Source organism: Arthrobacter sp. 05T410, from assembly GCF_056396505.1.
Genome location: NZ_JBFTLP010000020.1, coordinates 38,235 through 60,642 on the forward strand (window position 1 = coordinate 38,235; position 22,408 = coordinate 60,642).

Below are 22,408 nucleotides of genomic sequence, written 5' to 3' on the forward strand. Positions count from 1 at the left end.
TGCCCTAAATGGCCGGGCGGGACCGCCGTGTGGCGGTCCCGCCCGGTGTGCTTAGCGCGCGCCAGGTGCAGTGGTGGCTGCGTAGAAGCGCTGGCGGGCACGGCCTTCCAGGTGCTTCGCAGTCCCTTCCTGGCTGCCCGGGCGCTGCGAGGTCAGGGGAACTCCCACATCCCAGAAAGCACCGCTGCCGGACAGGTAGCGCCAAGGCTCCACACGGGCGACGATCACTGCGGGGCCATCCACTTCCCTGGCTTCGGTGAGCGCCGCCTCGAATTCTTCAATGGTGGTGGTGGACCAGGCTGCGCAGCCCATGCTGGCAGCGTTGGCCGCAATGTCGAATTCCAGAATTGCTCCGTCGAGGCGACCGGACTCCTTGCTGCGTTCGCGGTACTGGGTACCAAACTCGCGTCCAGGGCCTCCCTTTGACACCTGAAGCGGCCAGATGCACTGGTGCCCGCGGTTGTCGATCACGATAGTGATGATCTTCTTGTGTTCCTGTACTGCAGTGACCAGTTCAGTGGGCTGCATGAAGTAGGTGCCGTCACCGATCAGCACGTACACCTCGCCCGGTGCGTCTCCGCGGGCCAGCCGGTAGCCCAGTCCGGCCGGGATTTCGTGACCCATGCAGGAGTTGGCGTACTCGAAGTGGATCTCGGTGCCGTTGGAAGGATCCCAGGCCTTGTGGATCCCTTCAACCACCCCTCCGGAGCCCAGGACCAAGGCGTCCTCGCTGGTGGCCGTCCGGTTGAGCACGTCGATCACCTGGGCCTGGCTCATGTTCTCACCGGGGAACGCCTGGAGGTCGTGGTTACGCACCTCATGGGTGGCCTTCCGGGCGTCCGCGATGTCGCTGCGGAAGCCCTCGGACGTGCCGTAGTGAACAGCTGCCAGGCGTTCACGCAACGCGGCAAGGGACAGCTTGGCGTCACCAATCACGGGGAACGAGCCCATCTTGTGGGCGTCGAACGAGCCAACGTTAAGGTTCACGAACTTCACGTGGGGGTTCTGGAACAGCGAGTGTGATGCCGTGATGAAGTCCTGAAGGCGTGAGCCGACAGTGATGACGACGTCTGCGCCGTCGGCGATTTCGTTTGCCCCCACGGTGCCGGTCACGCCGAGGGCACCCACGTTGAGCTCGCTGATCGGTCCGCTTCCCTTACCGGCGTACGTCTCGGCTACCGGGACGCCGAACTCGGCGCTGAAGCGCGCCAGTTCCTCCTGCGCCTTCGAGTAGCGGACGCCGCCGCCGGAGATCAGCAGGGGCCGCTTAGCGTTGCGGATAATCGCGGCCGCATCGTTGATTTCGTCCTCCACAGCCGGACGACGACGGATGTGCCATACGCGGGGGGTGAAGAAGGACTCCGGGAAGTCGAATTCCGCGCCCTGGATGTCCTGCGGCAGGCAGACCACCACAGCCCCGGTTTCCACGGGATCGGTGAGGACCCGCATGGCCTCAGGAAGTGTGGACAGCAGCTGGGCCGGGTGAGTGATCCGGTCAAAGTAGCGGCTGACGGGTCGGAAGCAGTCATTGGCTGATACATCCCGTTCTACCGGGTGCTCGATCTGCTGCAGCACGGGATCACCAAAACGGTTGTTGATGATGTCCGCGGGGAACAAAAGCACCGGAAGGCGGTTGGTCGTAGCCGTGGCGGCGCCGGAAACCATATTCGTCGATCCCGGGCCGGCGGAGGCAGTGCAGGCGAGGGTTGCGGCGCGGTTGGAGGCCTTCGCGAAGCCAATGGCAGCGTGGACCATCGATTGCTCGTTCTTGCCCTGGTAGTGGGGGAAGTCCACGCCATATTCATCGATTCCCTGCGCCAGGCCAACGGAGTTGCCGTGTCCGAAAATGCCGTACATTCCGGCAATCAGGCGCCTCCTTTCACCGTCCATTTCGCTGTACTGGACCTGAAGGTATTCAACGATTGCTTGTGCGACAGTGCGGCGACGGACGTTCTTGATGTCGACCTCGGTGCCGATATCAGCAGCGGCTGTGCTGGTCATGCGTACTCCTAAATTCGTAGGTGCGTCGGCATTTGCAAACCGATTCGCCAGAACATCAGGTTTTCATCGTGCGGAGGCAATGTTGTGTCCCAGTTTGATACGCAGCTTGCCCACGGGACACAAACAGCAGCCGACGACGGCACCTCAGTACCGCCGCCGACTGCTGTAGTTGTTTTACGTCCCTCTAGTCGAAACGGTAGGGCTCCTGTGGCCCCACCGAAGGCAGCGGCCGTGGCCGCTCGCAGGTGCTTTCAATCTCGATGTGACGGCCCTGCTCCGAGGATGCTTCAAAGGCCAGGAGGACTTCCAGCACGTGGTAGGCGAAGTCGCCACCGGTGCGCGGCTCCACGCCCTTGCGGATGGCGTAGCCGAACTCGGCCAGGCCGATGCCCCGGTAGGCATCGTCACGGTGAGTGATTGGCGTTTCCCGCCAGTCGCCACCGCCTGGAGGAGTCATGTCCAACGCCAGGTCGCCGGGTTCGCCACGGCGCAGAACAGGTGCCCCGGAGAAGTGGTCCGGGTTTGGTGCCGCCAGCGAGCCACCCGTTCCGTAGATCTCCAAATGCGGCAGGTTATGGTTCCAAATGTCCCAGCTGACGATCACCGTTGCGGCCGCACCGGACTCGAAATCAATGGTGCCTGTGACGTGCGTCGGGGTCTTGATCTGAATGACTTCGCCCTCTTTGCCGGGACGGGGCCGGGTCTCCGATGAACGCGGTGTTGTTGCAGAAACCCGCTTGACCGGGCCGAAGAAGTTTACAAGATTGGTGATCAAGTACGGCCCGATGTCCAGCATGGGGCCGGCTCCCGGGCTGTAGAAGGGGTCGACGTTCGGGTGCCAGTGCTCGTAGCCGCGGCACGCGAAGGACGCGAAGGCGGCCACGGGTTCACCGATCCAACCGTCATCGATGAGCTTGCGGCTGGTCTGCATGCCGGAACCTAGGAAGGTGGTGGGCGCGGAGCCCACTTTCACCCCAGCCTCGCGGGCGGCGTCTAGGATCTGGCGTGCTTCCTCCAGGGAGGTGGCAAACGGCTTTTCCGAAAGGACGTGCTTACCTGCGGCGATGGCTTGGAGGGTCACCGGCGCGTGGAGCTTCGGCGGGGTGAGGTTGAGGACCAGCTCTACCTCGTCGTCGGCCAGCAGTTCGTCCGGCGAGAGGGCCTTGGGAACCGAATAAGCTGCTGCCCGGGCTTTCACGGCCTCCGCGTTAACGTCTGCCAGTGCCACAACCTCGACATCCGGGTGGACGGCTATCTTGTCCAAATATTGGTTGAGAACGTTTCCGACGCCGATGATGCCGACTCGAATGGGTTCCATGTCTGTCTCCGTCATTGATTGTTGGAACATCCCGGGGCGAGGACTATACCTCGCCCCGGAATCAGTTTGGGATGGCCGGTGCTTCTAGCTGGCCAGACGCTCTTTGCGGGCCTTGGCGGTGGCTTCTTCATCCACTACACCGTCGCTGATGACAACGCCATAATCAGTCGCCGCTGCTTCGAGGGTCACTCTGGACTCGCGGTAGTCGTCGAGGACCGCCAGCACGTCTCGTTCCAGCGGCTCGCCGTAGCCGCCCCCGCCGGGGGTGATGGACACTACCTTCTCGCCGGACTGCAAGTCGTAGCGGCCCACCACGGGAATTTCACGGCGTTCACCGGTCTTGAGATCTTCCACCCAGGTCGACGGCACGGTCCCGTCGTGTCCGCCGCGGACGCCCTTCGGCGGGTTGAGCTTACCCTCGATGCCGTATGTGAGGGTGACGCTTTCCCCCCGGGGTTCCATGGTGACGCGGGTTGCGAGTCCGCCGCGCTGCCGACCTGCTCCGCCGGAGTCGGCTACCAAAGTGCGTTCGTGGATCAGGATCGGATAACGCTGCTCATCCACCTCCACGCTGTCGTGGTAGAGAAGAGCACCGCAGACTGGCCGCTGGTACGTCGGCCAACCGTCGACGTAGGGGGTGGCGGGGCCACCGACGCCGCCCACCAGAATCTGGTTGACGTAGGCATTGCCGTTGCGTTCGTCGATGCCGGAAATGACCGACTTGGCGGGTGCCTGCCCGGCTGCCCCCTCAGCGGTGCCGTAGCCGTCGTCGATTTGGGAGAACGCGGCCTGGACGATGTTGACCACGCGGTCGGCGAGGTTGGTGGTTCCCGACGAGCAGGAGTAGGGGTGCTTCGGGACGCCGACTGCGCAGCCGTCACGGAGCAGCACCTCCACCCTGCGGAAGGTTCCGGCGTTGCTCGGCAGGTTCTCCGGGATACCGGAGAGGATGCCTGCCAGTGCTGCACCCGTTGCCGTTGCCCTGGTGAGGTTCAGGCCGTTGGGGAGGTTGTCCGGGTTGTCTCGAAGGTCAATGGTGATCTTGCCCTGCTTGGGCTTGACCTCGATGGTGGCCTGCAGGTGCACACCGTCTGGGCCGGTGCCGGGGAAGGGATCGTGGACCGAGGTGCCGTGGAGGACGTACTCGGGCAGCGTTTCGATGGCACTGGCGGTGAGGCGTTCCGAGTAGTCGAACCAGGCATCAACGAAGTCCACCAGGTCATCGACGCCGAATTTTTCGGCGAGCTCGTGGATGCGGCGCTCGGCGATGCGCGATGCGCCCACCGATGCGAGGTAGTCGCCGTACCACTGGTCAGGAACGCGGATGCGGGAGCGGCACATGCGGATGATGTCGTCGATGTCCGTGTAATCGCGCTGGATCCTCACGCAGGGGAAGATCAGGGCGCCTTCCTCGTAGACGTCACGGGCGGTGGCGAAGAACGTGGTGGGCAGCGAGTTGCCGCAGTCGGCCTGGTGGGCCTTGGTCACGGCGGTGAAGAGGTGGCGTCCCTGGATGAAGATAGGCACCAGGATGACGTGGTCGGCGGCGTGGGAGTTGCCCATGTAGGGGTCGTTGTGGAGGAACGCGTCACCTTCACGTATGTCATCATGGAGTTCCACCATGTCCTCGCCGAGGGGGCCGGCGCCGAAGACGTGCACGGGGACGCCTTCCGCTGCTGCGAGGAGCTGGTTGTCTGCGGTCAGCACGGCGCAGGAGAAGTCGCGGGCCGTGTTGATGACGGACGAACGTGCCGAGCGGAGCAGGCCGCTGGTCATCTCGCGGACGATGCCGTCGAATGCATTGGCAAGTACCGAAAGCTTTACAGGATCAAATTCGCGCGTCACGGTTATGCCTCCTTACGGGTGAGGTAGATGTTGGATCGTTCGTCGAGCGTGGCGTTCCACTCCGGCGGAACGACGATTGTGGTGGTGGGCTGGTCAATGACTGCAGGCCCCACGATCTTGTCCCTCGGTGCCAAGGTGACGCCGCGGTACCGCTGGGTGCTGAAGGCCTCGCCCCCAAAGACGATGTCATCGGTACGGTGGACCTCGCTGGTGCCGGTGGTGCCGGCCTCGTCCTTCGTGTGCTCGGGCCGCGGGATCTCCACACGGACGCCCCAGGTGATGATCTCGACGCGGCTGTCCGGATCGTGTGTGCCGTTGCGGCGGTCGTGTTCTTCGTGGAAGGCCCGCTCAATGATTCCAGCGGCATCGCCGGAGGTGTCGGGGGCGGCATCCAGGTACACACGCAGATCCCAGGCCTGGCCCGGGTAGCGGGCGTCGACGAAGTAGGTGACGTTGGCTGCCTCGCCCACCCCATCGAAGCGCTTCACGAAGAACTCGGCCTTGGCCGTCAGGTCCTCCACAGCGCGGGAGGCCGAACCGGCGTCGAAACTGCGGGTGTCGTTGTGCAGCGGCGAGAGGAACTCCGTGGCGATGGGTGCACGGTGGGCGCCGTAGGCCGCCAGCACACCTGCGGTGGCCGGAATGAGGATAGTCTCAGCTTCGAGGAGGACACCAATCGCGGCGGCAACCATGGCCCCGGCGCCACCGCCGGCAACAATGAGCGCACCCCGGGGGTCTACACCCTGTTCCAAGGCAGCCTGCCGGATAGCCGTGGCCATGTGGTTGGCAGAGACGTCCAGAATGGCTTGTGCGGCCTGCAGGGTGTCCATCTTCAACGGTCCGGCGATGCGGGTATCGATGGCCCGCACGGCGGCCTCGCGGTCCAAGGTGAACCCGCCTTCGAAGCCCTCGGTATCGAGGTAACCGAGTGCCACACATGCATCCGTAACCGTTGGCTCTTCGCCGCCGCGGCCGTAGGCTGCCGGGCCGGGGGTGCTGCGCGCGCTCTGCGGACCCACGCGGAGCAAGCCGCCGCCGTCGATCCACGCGATGCTGCCGCCACCGGCACCGATGCTGGAGACGGCAACGGAGGACAGACCGGTGAGGTGTCCCACGAAGGGCTCACCCAGCCAGGCCTCCCTCGTGTGGCGGACCACGCCTTCTTCAACCAAGGACACGTCGAAGGTCGTGCCACCCATGTCGCAAACAACCACAGTGTCGCGGTCCGGAGCCGCTGCCGCGCCGACCAGCGGCGCCATGGACGGGCCGGAGTTCAGCAGCAGAACGGGACGGTCCAGGACATCGGCGACGTCGAGAACAGCACCTTCCGAGGTCACCACCAGAAGGTCACCGGCGAAGCCGTACTTCTGGAGGTCCGAGCGTAGCTTGCCCAGGTGGTCGGCCATCAGGGGCTTCAGGGAAGCGTCGATCGAGGCTGCAGAGGAACGGCGGTATTCGCGGATGGTGGGGTTGGCCTCGTTGGAGAGCGTGAAGGGAACACCAGGGAGGATTTCCTTGATCAGCTCGGCAACCCGCTTCTCGTGGGTGTCGTTGATGATCGACCAGAGGAAGGATACGGCAACAGCTTCAATCCCCTGTTCCTTGAAGGAACCCAGTACTTCCCGGACCTGCTCTTCGTCCAGCGGCACCAGGACATCGCCTTCGGCGGAGATGCGTTCGGTGATCTCGAAGGTCAGCTGGCGGGGAACGTAGGGCGGCGGGTAGGCGGCCTTGGAGTCGAAAGCATCCCGGCGGCCGCCTTCGCGGAGCAGCAGAGTATCCGCGAACCCGTCCGTGGTCAGCAGTGCGGTCTTGGCAACCTTGCCGGTCAGCACTGCGTTGGTGGCGTGGGTGGTGCCGTAGACGATGACGTCGGCGTTGCGGAGCACCTCGTCGCCGCTCCAGCCGACCGACTCCGCCGCACGGCGGACAGAAGCTTCGAAGCCGGTGAACACGCGGTCGTAGGTGGTCAGTGCCTTACCGACCGCCATGTCACCGCTGTTGGAATCGACCACGACGTCGGTGAACGTACCGCCGGTGTCGACGGCGATACGGTACCTGGCCTCGCCTGGTTGTGTTTGTACTTCACTCATGGGTCTTCATTACTTTCGTAGAGCTTGCAGGGAATTAGAGTTGGGGCTTGCCGACGGTGTTGCGAAGCAGTCCGACCTTTTCGATCTCGATCTCCACGGTGTCTCCGGGCTCAAGCCAGACAGGCGGGTTCCGCTTGGCACCGATACCTTGCGGGGTACCTGTGGCGATGACGTCACCCGGTTCCAGGGTGAGGAAGCTTGAGACGTAGGAGACGATGCGGGCGATGGGGAAGATCTGGTAGCTCGTGTTGGAGCGTTGGACCTCATTGCCGTTCACGCGGGTTGCCAGTTCCAGGCTTTGCGGATCGCCCACTTCATCCAGGGTCACCAGTGCAGGGCCCCAGGGGGTTGAGCCGTCGACGGCCTTGCCAGCAAGCCATTGGGTTCCGCGGTATTGGAGGTCGCGTGCCGTGATGTCGTTCAGCGGAGCGAGGCCGCCGACGTACGCCAGCGCGTCCTCTTCTGATACTTCGCTGGCACGTCGTCCGATGACCACTGCCAGTTCACCCTCGAAGTCAAGGTTCTCGCTGACTTGTGCACCACCGATCTCGTCTTCAGGACCAACCATGGTGGAGGCGAACTTGGCGAAAACGTCCGGGTACTCGGGGAAGGCTCGTCCGGTTTCCGCTACGTGATCTTTGTAGTTCAGTCCAACGCAAAGGACCTTGGAGGGATCAGTCACGGGTGTGGTGAGGCGGATCTCGGCCCGTGCACCAACGCGGGCCACGGGGTCCTGGCCTGCCAACGTGTTGACCTCGGCAGAAATGGCCTCAAGCCGGTCACCATACAGCTCGAGGAACTCACGGACGACGGTGGTGGCTCCATGAACGGCTTGCTTGGAACCCTGCAAGAGCAGCTCCAGGTCGTAGACGGTATCTTCGATCAGGACACCGCCACGAACGCCGGATTCGTGCTCGTAGGAAACGATCTTCATGGTTATTTGCCGCCTTCCGTTGCGGGAGTCTTTGCGGCAACTGCCAGCACGGCATCTGCCAGACGGTCAGCGATGTCGCTTACCACCTTCTCGTCCATGGGTGTGGACAGGGACAGCAGGTTGGCTGGGGAACCGAGCAGTCCCCGTTCGTAGGAGGCCCACCACAGCTGGTGCTGGGTCTGTTCGTCCACTTTCTCTGCGCCAGCCGGGACCGCGCGGAGCAGTGAGCCACGGCCGCGGATTTCCCAGCCTGCCTCGGCGACCCGGGAGTTCACTGTGTCCCGTGCGGAATCGCCCAGGTGGTTCAGCCGCTTAACTTCCTCTTGCGTGTAGAGACGCAAGGCCACGGCCCCTGCGGCCATGCTGACCGGGTTGCCGGAGAATGTGCCGCCATGCGGCAGGCTGCCCGGCCGGGTCGGGTCCACCTCGGCCATGAGTTCGGCCTTGCCGCAGAGGGCTCCAACGGGGAAGCCGCCGCCGATGAGCTTGCCGGTTGTCAGCAAGTCGGGGGAGACGCCGTATTCGCCGCTGAAACCGTTGAATCCGAGCCGCAGGCTGATGACCTCATCGATGATCAGGACGATGCCGTACTGGGTCGCAAGCTCCCTGGCCGTCTGGACGAACTCTTTAGAGATCGTGAGCAGGCCGGCGCGGTTGGGTAGCAGGTCGAGGATGATTGCCGCGTACTGGTCAGGGGCGGCCTCAATCGCCTGGCGCAGGAATTCGACGTCGTTGAGCGGCACTGCGGTGACGTCGTCGATCACGCCGCGGGTCACCCCACGCTGGTAGGAGGGTCCGCCGGGCACCAGGGCTACCTCGGACGTTCCGTGGTAACCGCCCTTGGTGACGACGACGCGTTCACGGCCGGTACTCGCCCGGGCGACGCGGATTGCGGACATGACGGCTTCTGTGCCGGAATTCGCGAAGCGAACCTGGTCGAGGTCGGGCAGGCGGGATAGCAGGAGGTCGGCAAGTTCCCATTCGTAGAGGTTTGGGATGCCCCAGCTGGCTCCAGCGGTGAGGGCTTTGGTTGCGGCCTCCGTGATTTCCGGGTGGGCGTTGCCGTGGATCAAGGACGTGAAGTTGTTGTTCGCGTCGATCAGTTCGCGGCCGCGGTCATCCCATACACGGTAGCCTTCGCCTTTGATGGCATATGGGCTCGGGGCTCCGGTGTAATAGGTTGATCGGCCGTAGCCGCCCGGCAGCAGCGGAAAACCGCGCGGCCCACGACGCAGGTGCGGATCTTCCGTGGGATTGAGCTTCGCGACGTTGTCCAAGTTTGTTGTTCCCAATTTCGAGTCTCCAGTCTTTCAGTTCACGAGGTCGATCAACGGCTGCCCGGTCAATGCAAGACGGACCCGCTCCACGGCACCTTCCTGCAGCGCACCTGTGGACCGGTTGGAGCGCCAGGCGATGTGGGGGGTGAGGATGGTGTTGGGGGCGGAACGAAGCGGGTGTCCGGCACCGAGCGGCTCCTGGGCGAAAGTGTCGATGCCGGCGCCGGCGATGTGTCCGGAGGTCAATGCCTCCGCGAGTGCAGCTTCATCGATAAGGCCGCCCCGGGACACGTTGACGACCACCGCGCCCTTGCGCATGCGTGCCAGGATATCGACTGAGATGAGGTTTGCTGTGTCCTCGTTCAGTGGCAGGTGCAGCGAGACGACGTCGGAGTTCTCCAGGATGTCTTCCAGGGCAGCCAATTCCACAAAGCTGTCTGTGACAAAGGGGTCATAAGCCCGGACGCGGGCTCCGACAGCCGAGTACATTCGGGCCACATGCTGGCCGATGCGTCCCATTCCGAGCACGCCGACCTCAAGCTCGGAGAGTACCGGTGTGTCGTAGCCGATGGTTCCGGCCCAGCCCAGGTCGCGGATCGAGGCATTACCGGCCGGCAGGCGACGGGCCAGGGCCAGGCCCATGGCAAATGCGTGAGAGGCGACTTCCTCGGAAGCTGTTCCTGGAACAATTGATACCGGGATGCCGGCTTCCGTGGCTGCGGCAACGTCGATGTTGTCGTAACCGATTCCGTACCTGATGACCGCACGGCATTTGGACATGATCGGAAAATCGTCGGCAGTGAGTTTGGCGTAGGGCGTGATCATCACAATGTCGGCCTCAGGAAGCCCGTCGCGGAAGGCATCGGTGTCTGCCGCAGGGTTGAGTGTGTAACCGAACTCTTCCGCGAGTGCGTGTTCGCGGTCCAGATTCGGGAAATGGTGGGGGGCCACAAGAATGGTTCCCTGGGCATCGCGGGTCATAGTCTGTCGTCCTGTTCGTGTCGTACCGTCGTTCGCTGCCGAACACTCCATGGGACGGGGTGCCGGTGTCGGGTGATTTCAAGTACAACGCGACATCGGAGCCTCTATCCGTGCCAGATCGAGACACAAGAGTGGGACACCTGTCCCACGGGACAGGGTTGCCGGGCAGCACGCAGGAGCCGGTCATCCTTTGATGGCCGGCTCCTGCGTGCTGCCCGGTGGAATCAGAGGTCGATGCCCCGACTGCGGAAGTAGTCCATGCGCCTATACAGGGTGGAGCGGCCGATCTGCAGAGTTTCCGCTGCGAGGCTGCGGTTGCCTTTCGCCTCCTGAAGTGCGGTGCGCAACTCGCTGAGCTCGGCGTCTTCCAACCGCGAAAGCCGGCCCTTGGTCAAGACCCGGTGGAAGCCCTGTGACAGGTCGTCCCCGGTGACTTCGGCACCTTCTGCCCGCTCCACGGCGTTGGAGACGACGGACCGGAGCTGGTCTATGTTTCGCGGCCAGTCGGCGTGTGTGAGCGTCGAGACGAGCCTGCGGGAAAGCCTGCGCTCCCCCAGTTCCTCCGCAATGGCAGTGGCGAGTTGCGGGATGTCTTCCCGTCTGTTCCGCAGCGGGGCCACTGGGATCTCAAGGACGTCAAAAGACTCGGAAAGCAGCAGGGTGGCTTCTGTGGGCCGTGCAATGGTGAAGATCAGTTTGGTGGCCGAATTGCCCCGCAGGTTGCGGGCGATCTCGCTGGCTTCGTTCTGGGAAAGCTCATCGGCGTGCTCAATAATCAGCGTCGCAGGCAGTTCTGTAGCCACCCGGTGGAGCACGTCTCTGAATTGGTGGTTCCTGAGGGTGCCACTGCGTGCATCAACTGTCATTTGGTCTCCGCGCAACGATGCGATGGCGCTGGCCAAGCGGCGTTTCCCGCTGCCAAGTTCACCGATCATCACGACGGACCTGCCTTCGTCCACGGCCTTGCGGGCCAGGTTCAGGGTGCGCTTGAATTCGGTGCTGGTACCGTCCAGGTGTTTCATCAGCCGCTCAACTGTTCCTTGCGGGGAAGACTTCAGCTGCAGAGGTGTGGCTGCAGCAGCGACGGCCCGATCCTTGGTCGGAGCATGGGGCCGGACCACAACAATCGCCCCGACATTCGCAGCCGACAGGGTTACGGGGGAAACTTCCAGAGTGGACAGTCCAGGCCCCCGCAGCATGACCTCACAGTTCATGCTGCGGCCGGAAGACATCACCGCCGTGGCGTAGCCGGATATGATCGAGAAGTCGCTGTCTTCCAAAGAAGCCGTTGCAGAGGTGTTCAGGAGGGAGTTCTTCCCATCAACTGCTATCACCGCGTGGTTGCCCCTTCGGCGCGAGATTCTCAGGTACTCATTCAGAAGCGCCCGCTCCTTGGAAGAGGTCCGCACCTCGATGTCGCGTTCGATCCGCGAGGCCACGCCCTCAAGCATCAGCAGCGTCGAGGAGGGTTCCAAGGTGGAGACGCGGTTGGCGGGGAGTGTCAGACCAATGACTGCCCGCACACGGTTGTGGAACGGGTCCCGAACCAGGGAAGCAAAGCACCAGTTCCCCCGCATATCTTCGCGGAAATGTTCCTCCGGGGCCAGCCAGACGCCGCGGCCTTCCTCCAGCGCCAAGCCCTCACCGTTGCTGCCGCAACTTTCTTCCAGTAGCGAATATCCGGCCGGGAAACCGTCGTCGCGAAGGAAATTGGCCTTGACGAGTACGCCGTTCGGTGCCGTCAGATTGACATATCCACCCAAGTCGGCCGCCACTTCGTCCAGCTTCTGCAGATGCGGCCCGGCCGCATGGATTGTATATTCGTCGACCCGGCCTTCGGCAAAAAAGCCTCGATCGGCTACGGCGTCGACCCCGGCGGCCCTGCTGCGGTACCACGAGCGCGCCACGATCGGCCGGATTCCATGGAGATCCGCATGAGGTTGCATGAGGAAGAGTTCACGAATTCGATCTGTTTCGCGCAATGACTTCTGCGGCCAAGGGGATAGCAGTTCAGCGGAGGCCATGGAATAACGGTCTTTCTGGAGAAAGTGAGAGGGTCTAGGAGGCAGCGGCAGTACCGCGGCCGTGTGAGGCAGCACGACGTGCGAGCCAACCCCGGGTCAGAGGGCGGAAGGCCTGCTGCGCCTGCCAAGCTTCGTCCTGGGAGGCGTTATTTTCCAGGGCCTTGGCGCTGATGTATGCGGCAATCATGCCCGAAAGGCCGCTTCCAAAGTTGTTGCTGTTCTGGCGTGCCCCCCGGCTTGTGTTTTCGGTGACCATGTTCCGCTCTTCCTGCTCAAAATCGCATCTATGGAAGCGCCAAAGGCGGGTGCTTTTTCGCGCCACTTCAAGTCTACCTAACTAATGATCGTTAGCCAAGAGTTCTTGTCCTGTTGTTTGCTTGTTAGGGTCGAGCTATGAGTGGTACATCCTATGTGACTGCGCGCGACGATTTTGCAGACCGCCTCGAGGAGTGGGGCTGGGCCGGGCAGTCAGTTTCGCGTCGGCATATCCTTGAGGCTTTCCTTGAGCTAGCCATAGCGAACGGGTTCAACTCAGTCTCGATGCGGACCATCGCGAATGCCGTCAACATCAAGGCTCCAAGCCTTTACTCACACTTTCCGAATGGCCGGGATGAGATCGTCGCAGAGTCGCTCAGGTGGCACTTCCACCGGTTCGGCGTCGCGCTGCTAAAAGCGGTTGGCCAAGCCGCTTCCGCAGAGGACTTCTGGGATGCCATGGTCAGGCTCCATTTCACCCGTCAGGTGCGACTTCCGGAGAGCAATCTGTGGGATCTGCTGGTTGCCACGGACAGAGCGGCACACATCCTTCCGACCGAACTCCGCACCCAGGTCGACGACTGGGTGCGGATGCACCAGAACATGTATGTAGCCGCAGCCATGGATATGGGTTATCCGGAGGCGGAAGAGCGAGTCAAAGTGGTCATGACATTGCTTGAAGGTGCGACCCGGTGGGCATCACCCGACTGCGACGACGAAGAGTTGGATAAGCTGACCGACCGGGCGGTCCTGCTTTCACACGCCATTCTCAAGCTGGATCTCCATGCTGCAGCGCAACCGCTATCAACGGGGCGGTTCGACTATTGACTGGCGTGGCTTCGAACGGACTCCAGCCCGAAAGAGTGGCCCTTTACTGCATCTCAAGGTGTAGCCAGGAGGCTCGCAGGTGCGGCAGGCAAGAAATGAAACGTACCGCGATGCTGCTCTCGACAGCTGTCAGAGAGATCCGCGACTCCAATATGTAACCAGGACTTGCAAGACGTCGCATTCGGTTTGCAAGTGAAAACCTCTACCGATCCACTTTCACGAGGTCGTAACCGTCGTGCTCATGAAAGAGTCGCCGCTCTCCGAGGCTGTCCAGAAGCCACACGAAATCACCGTCGGAAGTACACTCATCAACGGTTCCCACTTGCACGAACCTCCCCGCGAAACTTACTTCCACTACGTCACGTCGAGCTACGTTGTCCCAACGTGTCCCTAAAATTCTCGTCATAGAGGCTGCACCATTTCTTTGTCGAATCGCCTGATGGTAATAAGCTTTTAGTGTCCAAATAACTTGCGCATTAGTGGATCTCTGGACATGCTTAAAGCATCAGCTTTGGGTTTACCAAGAGACCGTGTCAGTTTGAGACACCCTGGCGCGGCCCAGAGTTCGAGCGGCCCATTAAAGCTCACGGGACTTGAAGAACGCTCAAACCGTAGTCTTCTCAGCGCTTCCTAAAACGAAGACGCCCATAGCCTGGAGCTCGAAGTCCCGGCCCCCGACCTGAGCTAGAACTCGCCAATGGCCTCCTGGGCAGCGAGGGTCTGGGTGCCTGGGCTCAGATCCCCAAAGTCACGGCCGAGGCCACCCTCGGACGACACCTGTCCTGCCGGCCATCCAGGCAGAGCAGTTTTCAGCGAGCTTGCCGAACCGTCCCGTAGGGTTGCACGGGCGGGCTGTTGGCTGGCGCGTCGATTAAATGATGCTGTCCTCGATTACAGGGCTTCGGCGTGCGTGATACGGAACGAACCCCACGGCAGCGGGATATGGAACCCGGACCAGTCGGGGCTCGGGATGGTTGCGGGACCCATAAGGAACGTCTGCATGATGCGGCTAAAGCGTGATGACGGTGGCGTGGCGGCCGGTTTCCATGCCGTCGCCGCCGGCCTCGAAGCCGTAGATCTTGACGGACGGATCATCCAGGAAACCGTGGAAAAGGCCGATGGCGTTGGACCCGCCACCAACACACGCGCAGACGGCGTCTGGCAGGCGGCCCGCACCGGCGTCTCCAACGATGCGGGCTGGCTCGACGTTGACAACGTTCAGGATGACATCGTCATCGAAAATCTCCGCCATGCCGCGGTTACCTTGGCTGCTGGCAGTGGTCGCGCGGTGGTGCACTTCATTTCGATCGCCATCAATTCCTGTGAACAAAAACCCCGTCCGACTTGAGAAATGCTTGGTTTTTGGATTGGTCATTCACAATCCACAGCACTCCCCCACTCTCCGAGACTTCTTCCACTCGACCTTGGGCAACGATCTTTGCATTCCTCAAAATGCTTACTCGTTCACCGTCTTGCAGTTCTCGCCAGTCGGAAAGCGCAGCAGGCTTTCTCTGTCTCCTGTGAGCTTCTCGAGCCTTCATTGCTTTCACCCTGATCTGTAAAATAGGAACTGTTTGTGCGCAGCAGCTTGGGCGCCGATTGAGGTCGCCAATGACCTAGACCCCGAGAGCGGCTAGTCGGACCTGCCCAGCCGGTAAGAACCTGTGGCGGAACGTACCGTCACTGCCACGCGGGCCTGTTCACAGACCCTGAGCGCCAAACTCAATAGTGGGTGGAGCCCGTGACCCCCGCGCAAGCATTACGTTGTATCCGCGTCCTCGCCGCACCGTGTCAGGCCACTGCCGCCATGGTGTCCGGCCAAATGCCATCGATGGTATGGCCGACAACTGAAACCATTGATTCGTTGGAAGCAGGCAGCCACCGCCCCATGGGCTCTCTCAACTCCGAGCGCTGCTTGCGCTGTACCGACTCGCCGTCGAAGGCCCCCTGCGGGTTGCATTGCTCATTCGCGCGTAGCCCCCACTCGAGGTGCCGATCGTGCGCAAGCTTCCGGTTCATCATTCTGATCAACTCACCAAACTTTGAGATCTAAAGGGTCTCCTCCAGCATGGGATCGGGGGCAAGGAACAAAACGTGTCACTTTGAGACAGCTGGCGACGCCCCGCCATGGCGAGGGGTATTTTAGGTAGCAACAAAATCCATCAGAGCGAATGCAGCCCTGCGGCCAATGGCCAGGTGGCCGGGGCGCTTAGGTTTTCAAACATTTCTCGCCCTGTTTCCGTAGCGGTCGACGCGGGGTACTCAATGTTCCGTCCGTACGTCGGGAAACCAACCCGTTGGGGCTTTCTTTGGCTCAAGGTGTTCGGGATCCCGGTGAGTCTTCATGTCGCACTTGTGGAATGGACCGCGTGGGTCAAGGACGACTTTCATGTGGTGGTCTGCGTGGTCGCGCCACCAGACGCTCATGCCGGTGGCGGGGTCGAGGCGGAGGTGTTCCCAGGCCCGCCACAGCGCTTCTATTCGGGAGACTGCTTCGGGGTGGAAGTACCATTCGATGCACCACTTTGCGGAGCGGCCGTCGACGTCCCTGACGTAGGTGGGCAGCAGCTGCTCGTGCAGGAACTCCTCGGCTGAGCCGTACACCAGTTCCGGCAGCTTCTGCGCCTCCTCAGCTTTGTCGCTGGCGTCTTCACCAAAGCCGCCAATGTCGATGGTCATTTAGGGCGCCTCTATTCCGTGACCCAGGGATTCGCGGTCGAGCCGGCGGCAACCGGGACAGGCTCAACTTCGGGCCGCGGGCTGTACTTCTTGATGGACGCCTCGACGGCATCCTTGTGCGGGCCGCTGTACCAGGGCATGGTCCGGACCAATGTGGCCGGTGCGCCGGAGGCGAGGACGACGGCGCGGCCGCGGTCGAGTTCGGCGAGGTTGGAGACGTCGAAGATGCGTTCTTTGCCCTCTTGCCGGGAGCGGCTGGAGCCTGATCTGCCGGAGGAGATGGAGACGTTGGTATAGCTGTAGTCGCCGATCAGGTCCGAGAGGGCGCGGAGGAAGCCTTCTTCGGCGACGCCGCCGCCGTAGACCTTGACGTTCGCGGCTGACCAGATTTTCCGCATGTTTGCTTCACCCCAGAGTTCGACGCCCTGTGACCAGGACTGCAGGATGGCCATGACGATCAGGCCCTTGGAGCCGTAGTGGCTGAACTGGTCCGGCAGGGCGGCCCAGCGGACGACGTTGGCCAGCTCATCGAGGGCGAACAGCGCAGGCTTGGGCAGGCGGCCGCCGCTGCGCTCGGCCCGTTCCTCCATGGCCTCGGCGATGGCCACCGTCAGGGCCGTGGTGAGCGGGGCAGCAGAGCCGGCCCCTTCCTTGGAGAGGATGTAGATCGTCTCCTGTGAGGCAGCGAACGCGTGCTGGTTGAACTGCCGGCGCGTATCCGTGGCTACCGTCGCGCCGCCTGTCGGGGCGACCCAGCGCAGCGTGTTCCGGCTCTTGAGGCACTGAATCATCTTCTCGGCGGTGCCGAAGATGCCGTCGCGCTGCTTGTCGGCAAGCTTCAGCGTGGACTCCAGGCCCTTGTACTGCAGCTCGTAGTCATGCTCCTTCAGAATTTCGATGGGACTGCGGCTGACCTGCTCTGTCACCCACAGGTAAACCTGCGTGATGGGCAGCCCGCCGAGTGCGGCCGCGAGGAAGTACGAGGAGAGAATGTCTTCGGCTTTGGGGTCGAAGTAGGCATCCGGTTTGGATCCCGGGACGCGGGACCCGACCGAGAAGTGCTGTGTGAGTTTGTACGCCTTCTCTTCGTCGGTGACGTAGGAGAGCGGGTTCCACCACCACTGCGCTTCCTCCTGCGCGATCTTCTGCGGATCGAACACCCATACCGGGGCCGTGAGCTCGCGGACGCCGCGGGTGCCGTCCACGACGTCGCGCTTGTTCGACGTCGAGACAACGGCACCGGGTGCGTCCAGGATCGCGGGCATAACCCGGGAGGTGGACTTACCCGTTCGTGGTCCCCAGATGTCGAGGCTGAGGTCTTCCCAGGACTGAATGAACTTCTGGCCGGTGGAGACGACCTTGCCCACGACGATTCCGGGGGTGTCTGTCACGCCGAGGCGCACGGCCGTGGCTTTCGCGCCCTTCTCGGAGAACGCGGCCAGGGATTTACCGCGCCCCAGGTACCGGGCGGCTTTGTCGACGCGGGCACGCTTGGATGCACCTTTCTTCCAGGCCACGAGTACGACGATGGTCAGGACCAGGACCACGCCAGCCATGAGGGCGGCGGCGACGGTGGACTGGACGGGCCACGGCACGCGGCCCTTGATGAGCCCGGCGATCAGATCAATCGGATGCCTGGGGGGTGCGTCGATGCCGGCCATCCAGGACCCGAGGTGCGCGGCCGCGTAGGTCCCGCCGCCAAAGAGGACGATGAAGCCGATGGCGAACCAGACCAGCAGGGCATCGCCGGGGCCCATTCCTTTACGGTTCGGTGCGCTCACAGCGTGCCTCCCTCAGCCGGTACGTCAGGGGTCATTGGCTCGAGGAGGGGTTCCGGGGCTATCTCATGCCACTTCCCCTCGGTGTCGTTGACTCCGTCCGGGCCCTGTTCAAGGGACGTTAAGCCCACCAGGACCGGGATCCCGGGCCGGCCGCCGACCTTGATGAGGAACTTTCCGCGTCCTGGGGGTTCGACGTCGAGCCCGCGGGAGTCCCATGCGGGCGGGTCCTGCCAGGAGATGAGTTTCTGCTGTTCCTGGCGGGAGAGGGGAATGGCCGAGGTCAGCAACGGCATCTCGGAGGCCGGGAGGCCGCCGCAGATCACCATGCCGGAGCGTTCGACGAAGCCGCGGGCTTTCATCCGGTCCTCTTCCGCCGGCAGGGCCAGCAGGTCGGACATGGTGTGGGAAATCATGATCTGCCCGACGCCGACGGAGCGGTTGAGCCGGGTCAGGGCGTCCACCCGGTCCACCATGCCTTTACCGGCGCGCAGTGCCCGCCACAGCTCGTCCAGGACCACGAAGTAGTTCCGGCGCGGTTCCAGGCCGGCGTCCGCGAGGGCGTTGGCGACGTTGACGGTGCCGAAACCGTAGGACCAGCACGCGAGCAGCACTGCGGCCTGCAGGTCGGTTTCGGTCTCGTCAATGCTGGAGACGTCGAAGACCACGGCGCGGTCGCGCCTCATGGGGTTGGTGGTGTGCCGGGAGAAGATTTCCCCCAGCTTCCCGCCGCCGGTCAGGCCCAGCAGGGTTGCTTCCAGCGCCCGGGTTTCCTGCAGGTATACCGCCATGTCGCCGCGGTCCAAGGCGACCTGCCGCAGCTCGTCGGGTGCGGAGATGATTACGTCCAACAGGTCTTTCAGGACAGGAACACCGTCGAACCGGTCATCGAGGACCCGCAGGGCCCGGTCCAGGATTGTCTGTTCCTGATCGGTGGGCGGGTTGTTCCGGCTGATCGTGATGAGGGAGACAACCGTGGTCAGGCGCCGGCCGTGCGCGTCAGCCCGGACCCGGGCGGCGTCCTCATGGTGGCCGCTGTCTTCGAGCAGCTGCGCCGCTTCGACGGCCTGGCCGGGATCGAGGATGTTCAGGTAGCCCACTCCGCGGCCGAGCTTGATGACCTGGCCGCCGAGCGCCTGGACCGCTTTGACGTGCTCGCCTTTCAAGTCCCCCAGGATCAGAGGGTGGACGCCCTGGGCGGAGAGTCCGATGAACATCCGGCGCACCACCGTGGACTTTCCCAGCCCCGGCTTGCCCAGGATGAACGCAGACGGATTGGAAATCAGGCGTGCCCGCTGGAACCAGCTGATCGGGTCACAGCAGACCGTGGCCTGAGTCTCCTCATGGCGTCCGAGCGGGACGCCGATCATCGGCGAGGACGCCCCGGAGGAAAACGGCCACAACCCGCAGACCTGAACCGTGGTTCCCCGGTATTCCTTCACGGACGGGACGAGGGCGGCCATACCGCCGCCGCGTCCGGTCCAGCCCCGGGCAGCCGGGCCGGGCTGACGCGCTTCCTTCGTCGTCTTCTTCTTCGGCGCAGGCTTTGTCCGCTCGGTGGTCTGCTTGGAGGCACGGGTAAACATCTTCATGCGGGCCATTACAGGGCATCCTTAATCTCGGACGGCACCATGCTGTGCTTGGGAAGGACCAGCCCCAGGGGCAGGGACGCGGCGAACGCGGTGTCCTGCGCGCCGTAGGCCCGGCGCAGCAGCACCCGGGCAGTACCGGAGGTCTGTTCCACGGCTGCGACAGCGTCGGGGAGGCGTTCCTTGTCGGTCACGGTGGCCGTGACGACCATTCCGAAGTTCACCAGCCCGGCGCCCTGGGCTTCCTCGGCCGCTGTCTGCACGGCGGAGCGGGCATCGACCAGGGCGCGGGCGGAGGGCCGGGTCCCGGAGGTGATGCGGACGTTGGCGTTGTTCTGGTCCCGCTCGACCACGGCGGCGGCCCGGGCCGAATCCATCGGGCGGTACAGCAGCGAGATCCGCTTCCGGTCAATGTCCCCGTGCGGGGCCAGCAACCGGGACAGGACCGAGGAGTTCACCGACCCGCGCGGGGCACCGGTCATGGTCCAGGAGACCGAGAACGCGCTGTCATGCCGGTAGTCATCCCAGGCCGCCTGCGTCGCGGAGGGTCCAACTTCGCCCCAGGTCAGGGACACCGGGGAACCGGCGGCGTGCGCTTGATCAATGATCAGGGCAGCGGGAGGATCGTAGGCGATCCGGACGACCTCGCAGAGTTCCTGCGCGGACATCGGACGGGCGATCCCGGCACCGGTAGACTGCAGCCGGGCCGACAGGCCGGGGATCCGGGACGCGAGGTCACGGGCCACATCTTCAGGTGTGCGCTTCTTCGATCCCGTCCGGAGGGAGGCGTTGAACGACAGGGACACCCAGGCCCGGACCGTGGCCGAACCTTCCGGATACGTGTCGACGACCTCGTTGAGCACGTTCCTGGCAAAATCCGGGGCGTTCGGGTCGATGTTCATCATGACCTCATTGCGGAGCCGGTAGCCGGAATCCGGCGCGGTCTCCACCGTCACCGCCGCGGCATCCAGGCCCGCTTCATCCCCGAGGCCGGCGAGCCAGCCGCCCCAGTTCGCCACCCACGCATCGACCTGCTCCGGGTCCACCAGGGACGCACCGTCGGGCTCGGTGGAGAAAATCACGGTGTAGTGGCTGGTGGCCGGAACGTGCAGGAGCGCGAACGGGCGCTTGTAGGAGTCGGTGAACTCGTACAGGGTCGACTTCGCGGCAAGACCGGGCAGCTGGTACATGCCCCAGGCCGTCACCCCGAGGGGGCCCGAACGGTAGAGATTCGTCCCGGAGGACCTGGAGAGCCGGAAGCTCATCCGTGTCCCGAAACGGTCAACAACGGACTGGCCGTGCTTGTCCTTGACCGTCAGCAACAGCGCGGCCGCCCCGGCCACGGCCAGGACAGCAAGGCCCGGGAACAGGCCAAGAAACGCGAAGCTGATGATCCCCAGCAACAACCCGGCCATGACAATGCCGGTGCCGATAGCGCCGAGGTTGCCCAACCCGGCAGAACGCGGGACGCGCCAGTTGCCGTAGGACGGTTCCTTGTATTCGGTATTAATTGCTGCCACTGGGGCCCTCCACTATTTCTGATTGGCCGGTTGAATCTTGCGCGGTCTGGTGTGCGGCCTGAGAAACCCTGGACGCTGCTTGTGCTCCTACGGCGACGGCCATGCCAGCCGGACCTGCGGCCTTCGCCGCACCCGACGCGGCACCTGCGCTGCCGGCGGCAGCCCCGGCTCCGGTAGTGCCTGCTGTCCCCGCGGTTGCGGCGCCGGCTGCCCCACCCGGACCGGCAGCCCCGGGCGTCGGCTGGCCGCCGCTCCCCTTCGGGCCAGGCGTTCCGTTACTGCCCGTCGGAGATGTCCCTGACTGGTTGCTTTGTGTACTCGCCGGGGTCGGGGCGGCGTTGCCCTTACCGCTGCCACTGCGGCCCATGGACACGGCACCTGTGGCCATGGCCCCAACGGCAGCCCCGGCCCCCGCTCCCCCGCCGGAGGCGACGGCACCGACCACCGGCGTCACGAAGCGCATCAGCGCCGGCAAAGCGAAGAGGGCCACAACCATCAACGTGAATCCAGTGATGGACCCGATCAGGCCGTCCTTCCCGCTGTTGTGCCCCATGAGCAGGAACGCGACGGAGTAGACGATGGCCGCAGCTGGTTTGTAGAGGATGAACGCGATGGTCCAGCCAACCGCTTTCTGGAACCACTGCCTTCCCATCTCCGTGTTCGTGAAAGCAGCCGTGGTGGGCAGGATGCCCGCCAGGATCACCAACATGCCGCTGCGGACCACCATCAGAACGATCTGGACGAGGGAGGCAATCAGACCAATCAGACCCAGGACGATGAGGATAAATACGCCGACGCCGGTCTGGTTGGTCATCACCAGGATGCTCATGGCGTCGGCAAATCCCTTGCCGTTCGTGGAGCGGTCGATGATCGCGGCAGAGAAAGCATCCGCGGCGACTACCAGAATCGAGATGACACCCAGCCCCAGACCCGACACCAAGGTCAGAGTGAGGAGAGACCGCAGCAGGTCTTTCAGCGGTGCTCCGCGTTGTTCCCAGATCATTCGGATGCCACCGAGAATGACGGCGAGGACCGCAAGCGTCAGAGTCCAGACCATCAATTCGCTGTTCACCATGGAGACGATGGGGCTTGGCGTCTTTCCGTCCTCGCTGGCCAGGTTCACCGTGGGCATGGACACCCAGAAAGTCGACAGGGTCGTCACCATCTGGCTCATGCCCTCCATGATGGCCTTCGCCATGTTGCCCATGGCGTCATCAGCGAGCCCTGAGACCCAGTTCCCGACTGCACATCCGGCATCAATGGGTCCACATGCTTTTTCTGCCACG

At 63.4% G+C, this 22,408-nt stretch carries 15 protein-coding genes and 1 pseudogene; 1 reads left to right on the forward strand and 15 read right to left on the reverse strand.

The features are described from left to right. Positions 1-51: 51 nt before the first annotated feature. The 9 genes from iolD to AC1DFR_RS18360 all read right to left on the reverse strand — a co-directional run bounded on the left by iolD (position 52) and on the right by AC1DFR_RS18360 (position 12,729). A complete protein-coding gene (iolD, locus tag AC1DFR_RS18320) occupies positions 52-2,001 on the reverse strand; it encodes a 3D-(3,5/4)-trihydroxycyclohexane-1,2-dione acylhydrolase (decyclizing) (RefSeq protein ID WP_476874118.1) in 1,950 nt (649 codons plus the stop codon). A 184-nt stretch (positions 2,002-2,185) separates the two neighbouring features. Next, positions 2,186-3,319, reverse strand: coding sequence for a Gfo/Idh/MocA family protein (locus tag AC1DFR_RS18325; RefSeq protein ID WP_476874119.1), 1,134 nt, complete (start codon positions 3,317-3,319; stop codon positions 2,186-2,188). 84 nt (positions 3,320-3,403) lie between these two features. Continuing rightward, positions 3,404-5,164, reverse strand: coding sequence for a hydantoinase B/oxoprolinase family protein (locus AC1DFR_RS18330; protein ID WP_476874120.1), 1,761 nt, complete (start codon positions 5,162-5,164; stop codon positions 3,404-3,406). Between the two features lie 2 nt (positions 5,165-5,166). Then, positions 5,167-7,257, reverse strand: coding sequence for a hydantoinase/oxoprolinase family protein (locus tag AC1DFR_RS18335; RefSeq protein WP_476874121.1), 2,091 nt, complete (start codon positions 7,255-7,257; stop codon positions 5,167-5,169). A 34-nt stretch (positions 7,258-7,291) separates the two neighbouring features. Beyond that, complete coding sequence (locus tag AC1DFR_RS18340) at positions 7,292-8,191, reverse strand: fumarylacetoacetate hydrolase family protein (protein WP_476874122.1); 900 nt, start codon at positions 8,189-8,191, stop codon at positions 7,292-7,294. Positions 8,192-8,193: 2 nt separating this feature from the next. Next, a complete protein-coding gene (locus AC1DFR_RS18345) occupies positions 8,194-9,483 on the reverse strand; it encodes an aspartate aminotransferase family protein (protein WP_476874123.1) in 1,290 nt (429 codons plus the stop codon). Positions 9,484-9,501: 18 nt separating this feature from the next. Continuing rightward, positions 9,502-10,449 (reverse strand): C-terminal binding protein, encoded by a 948-nt coding sequence (locus AC1DFR_RS18350; RefSeq protein WP_476874124.1) that lies wholly within the window; start codon positions 10,447-10,449, stop codon positions 9,502-9,504. A 224-nt stretch (positions 10,450-10,673) separates the two neighbouring features. After that, on the reverse strand, positions 10,674-12,473 hold the full coding sequence (locus AC1DFR_RS18355; RefSeq protein ID WP_476874125.1) for a sigma-54-dependent Fis family transcriptional regulator: 1,800 nt from the start codon (positions 12,471-12,473) through the stop codon (positions 10,674-10,676). Between the two features lie 34 nt (positions 12,474-12,507). Continuing rightward, complete coding sequence (locus AC1DFR_RS18360) at positions 12,508-12,729, reverse strand: hypothetical protein (RefSeq protein WP_476874126.1); 222 nt, start codon at positions 12,727-12,729, stop codon at positions 12,508-12,510. A 137-nt stretch (positions 12,730-12,866) separates the two neighbouring features. Between AC1DFR_RS18360 and AC1DFR_RS18365 the strand changes: the two genes are divergently transcribed. Continuing rightward, complete coding sequence (locus tag AC1DFR_RS18365; protein ID WP_476874127.1) at positions 12,867-13,556, forward strand: TetR/AcrR family transcriptional regulator; 690 nt, start codon at positions 12,867-12,869, stop codon at positions 13,554-13,556. 1,012 nt (positions 13,557-14,568) lie between these two features. Here AC1DFR_RS18365 and AC1DFR_RS18370 read toward each other — a convergent pair. From AC1DFR_RS18370 to AC1DFR_RS18395, 6 genes and pseudogenes are all read right to left on the reverse strand, one after another. Continuing rightward, positions 14,569-14,727 (reverse strand): annotated as a pseudogene (locus AC1DFR_RS18370) (tryptophan synthase subunit beta); the annotation flags it as partial. 1,091 nt (positions 14,728-15,818) lie between these two features. Continuing rightward, a complete protein-coding gene (locus AC1DFR_RS18375) occupies positions 15,819-16,235 on the reverse strand; it encodes a DUF4913 domain-containing protein (protein WP_476874128.1) in 417 nt (138 codons plus the stop codon). Between the two features lie 11 nt (positions 16,236-16,246). Next, a complete protein-coding gene (locus tag AC1DFR_RS18380; protein ID WP_476874129.1) occupies positions 16,247-18,016 on the reverse strand; it encodes a type IV secretory system conjugative DNA transfer family protein in 1,770 nt (589 codons plus the stop codon). Continuing rightward, the gene (locus AC1DFR_RS18385) at positions 18,013-19,614 is read right to left on the reverse strand and encodes a helicase HerA domain-containing protein (RefSeq protein WP_476874130.1); all 1,602 of its coding nucleotides are present in this window, start codon (positions 19,612-19,614) and stop codon (positions 18,013-18,015) included. The genes AC1DFR_RS18380 and AC1DFR_RS18385 overlap by 4 nt, the downstream gene beginning before the upstream one ends. After that, complete coding sequence (locus tag AC1DFR_RS18390; RefSeq protein ID WP_476874131.1) at positions 19,614-21,122, reverse strand: SCO6880 family protein; 1,509 nt, start codon at positions 21,120-21,122, stop codon at positions 19,614-19,616. Before AC1DFR_RS18390 ends, AC1DFR_RS18385 begins: the two co-directional genes overlap by 1 nt. Continuing rightward, positions 21,109-22,407 carry a TrbL/VirB6 family protein gene (locus AC1DFR_RS18395; RefSeq protein WP_476874132.1) on the reverse strand — a complete coding sequence of 433 codons (1,299 nt, stop codon included), beginning with the start codon at positions 22,405-22,407 and terminating at the stop codon, positions 21,109-21,111. The genes AC1DFR_RS18390 and AC1DFR_RS18395 overlap by 14 nt, the downstream gene beginning before the upstream one ends. Between the last annotated feature and the right edge of the window lies 1 nt (position 22,408).

Coding starts and splice junctions, on each gene's coding strand:
- AC1DFR_RS18385 (WP_476874130.1), bottom strand. CDS start 19,614: ATGGCCCGCATGAAGATGTTTACCCGTGCCTCCAAGCAGACCACCGAG.
- AC1DFR_RS18355 (WP_476874125.1), bottom strand. CDS start 12,473: ATGGCCTCCGCTGAACTGCTATCCCCTTGGCCGCAGAAGTCATTGCGC.
- AC1DFR_RS18350 (WP_476874124.1), bottom strand. CDS start 10,449: ATGACCCGCGATGCCCAGGGAACCATTCTTGTGGCCCCCCACCATTTC.
- AC1DFR_RS18325 (WP_476874119.1), bottom strand. CDS start 3,319: ATGGAACCCATTCGAGTCGGCATCATCGGCGTCGGAAACGTTCTCAAC.
- iolD (WP_476874118.1), bottom strand. CDS start 2,001: ATGACCAGCACAGCCGCTGCTGATATCGGCACCGAGGTCGACATCAAG.
- AC1DFR_RS18375 (WP_476874128.1), bottom strand. CDS start 16,235: ATGACCATCGACATTGGCGGCTTTGGTGAAGACGCCAGCGACAAAGCT.
- AC1DFR_RS18360 (WP_476874126.1), bottom strand. CDS start 12,729: ATGGTCACCGAAAACACAAGCCGGGGGGCACGCCAGAACAGCAACAAC.
- AC1DFR_RS18340 (WP_476874122.1), bottom strand. CDS start 8,191: ATGAAGATCGTTTCCTACGAGCACGAATCCGGCGTTCGTGGCGGTGTC.
- AC1DFR_RS18335 (WP_476874121.1), bottom strand. CDS start 7,257: ATGAGTGAAGTACAAACACAACCAGGCGAGGCCAGGTACCGTATCGCC.
- AC1DFR_RS18365 (WP_476874127.1), top strand. CDS start 12,867: ATGAGTGGTACATCCTATGTGACTGCGCGCGACGATTTTGCAGACCGC.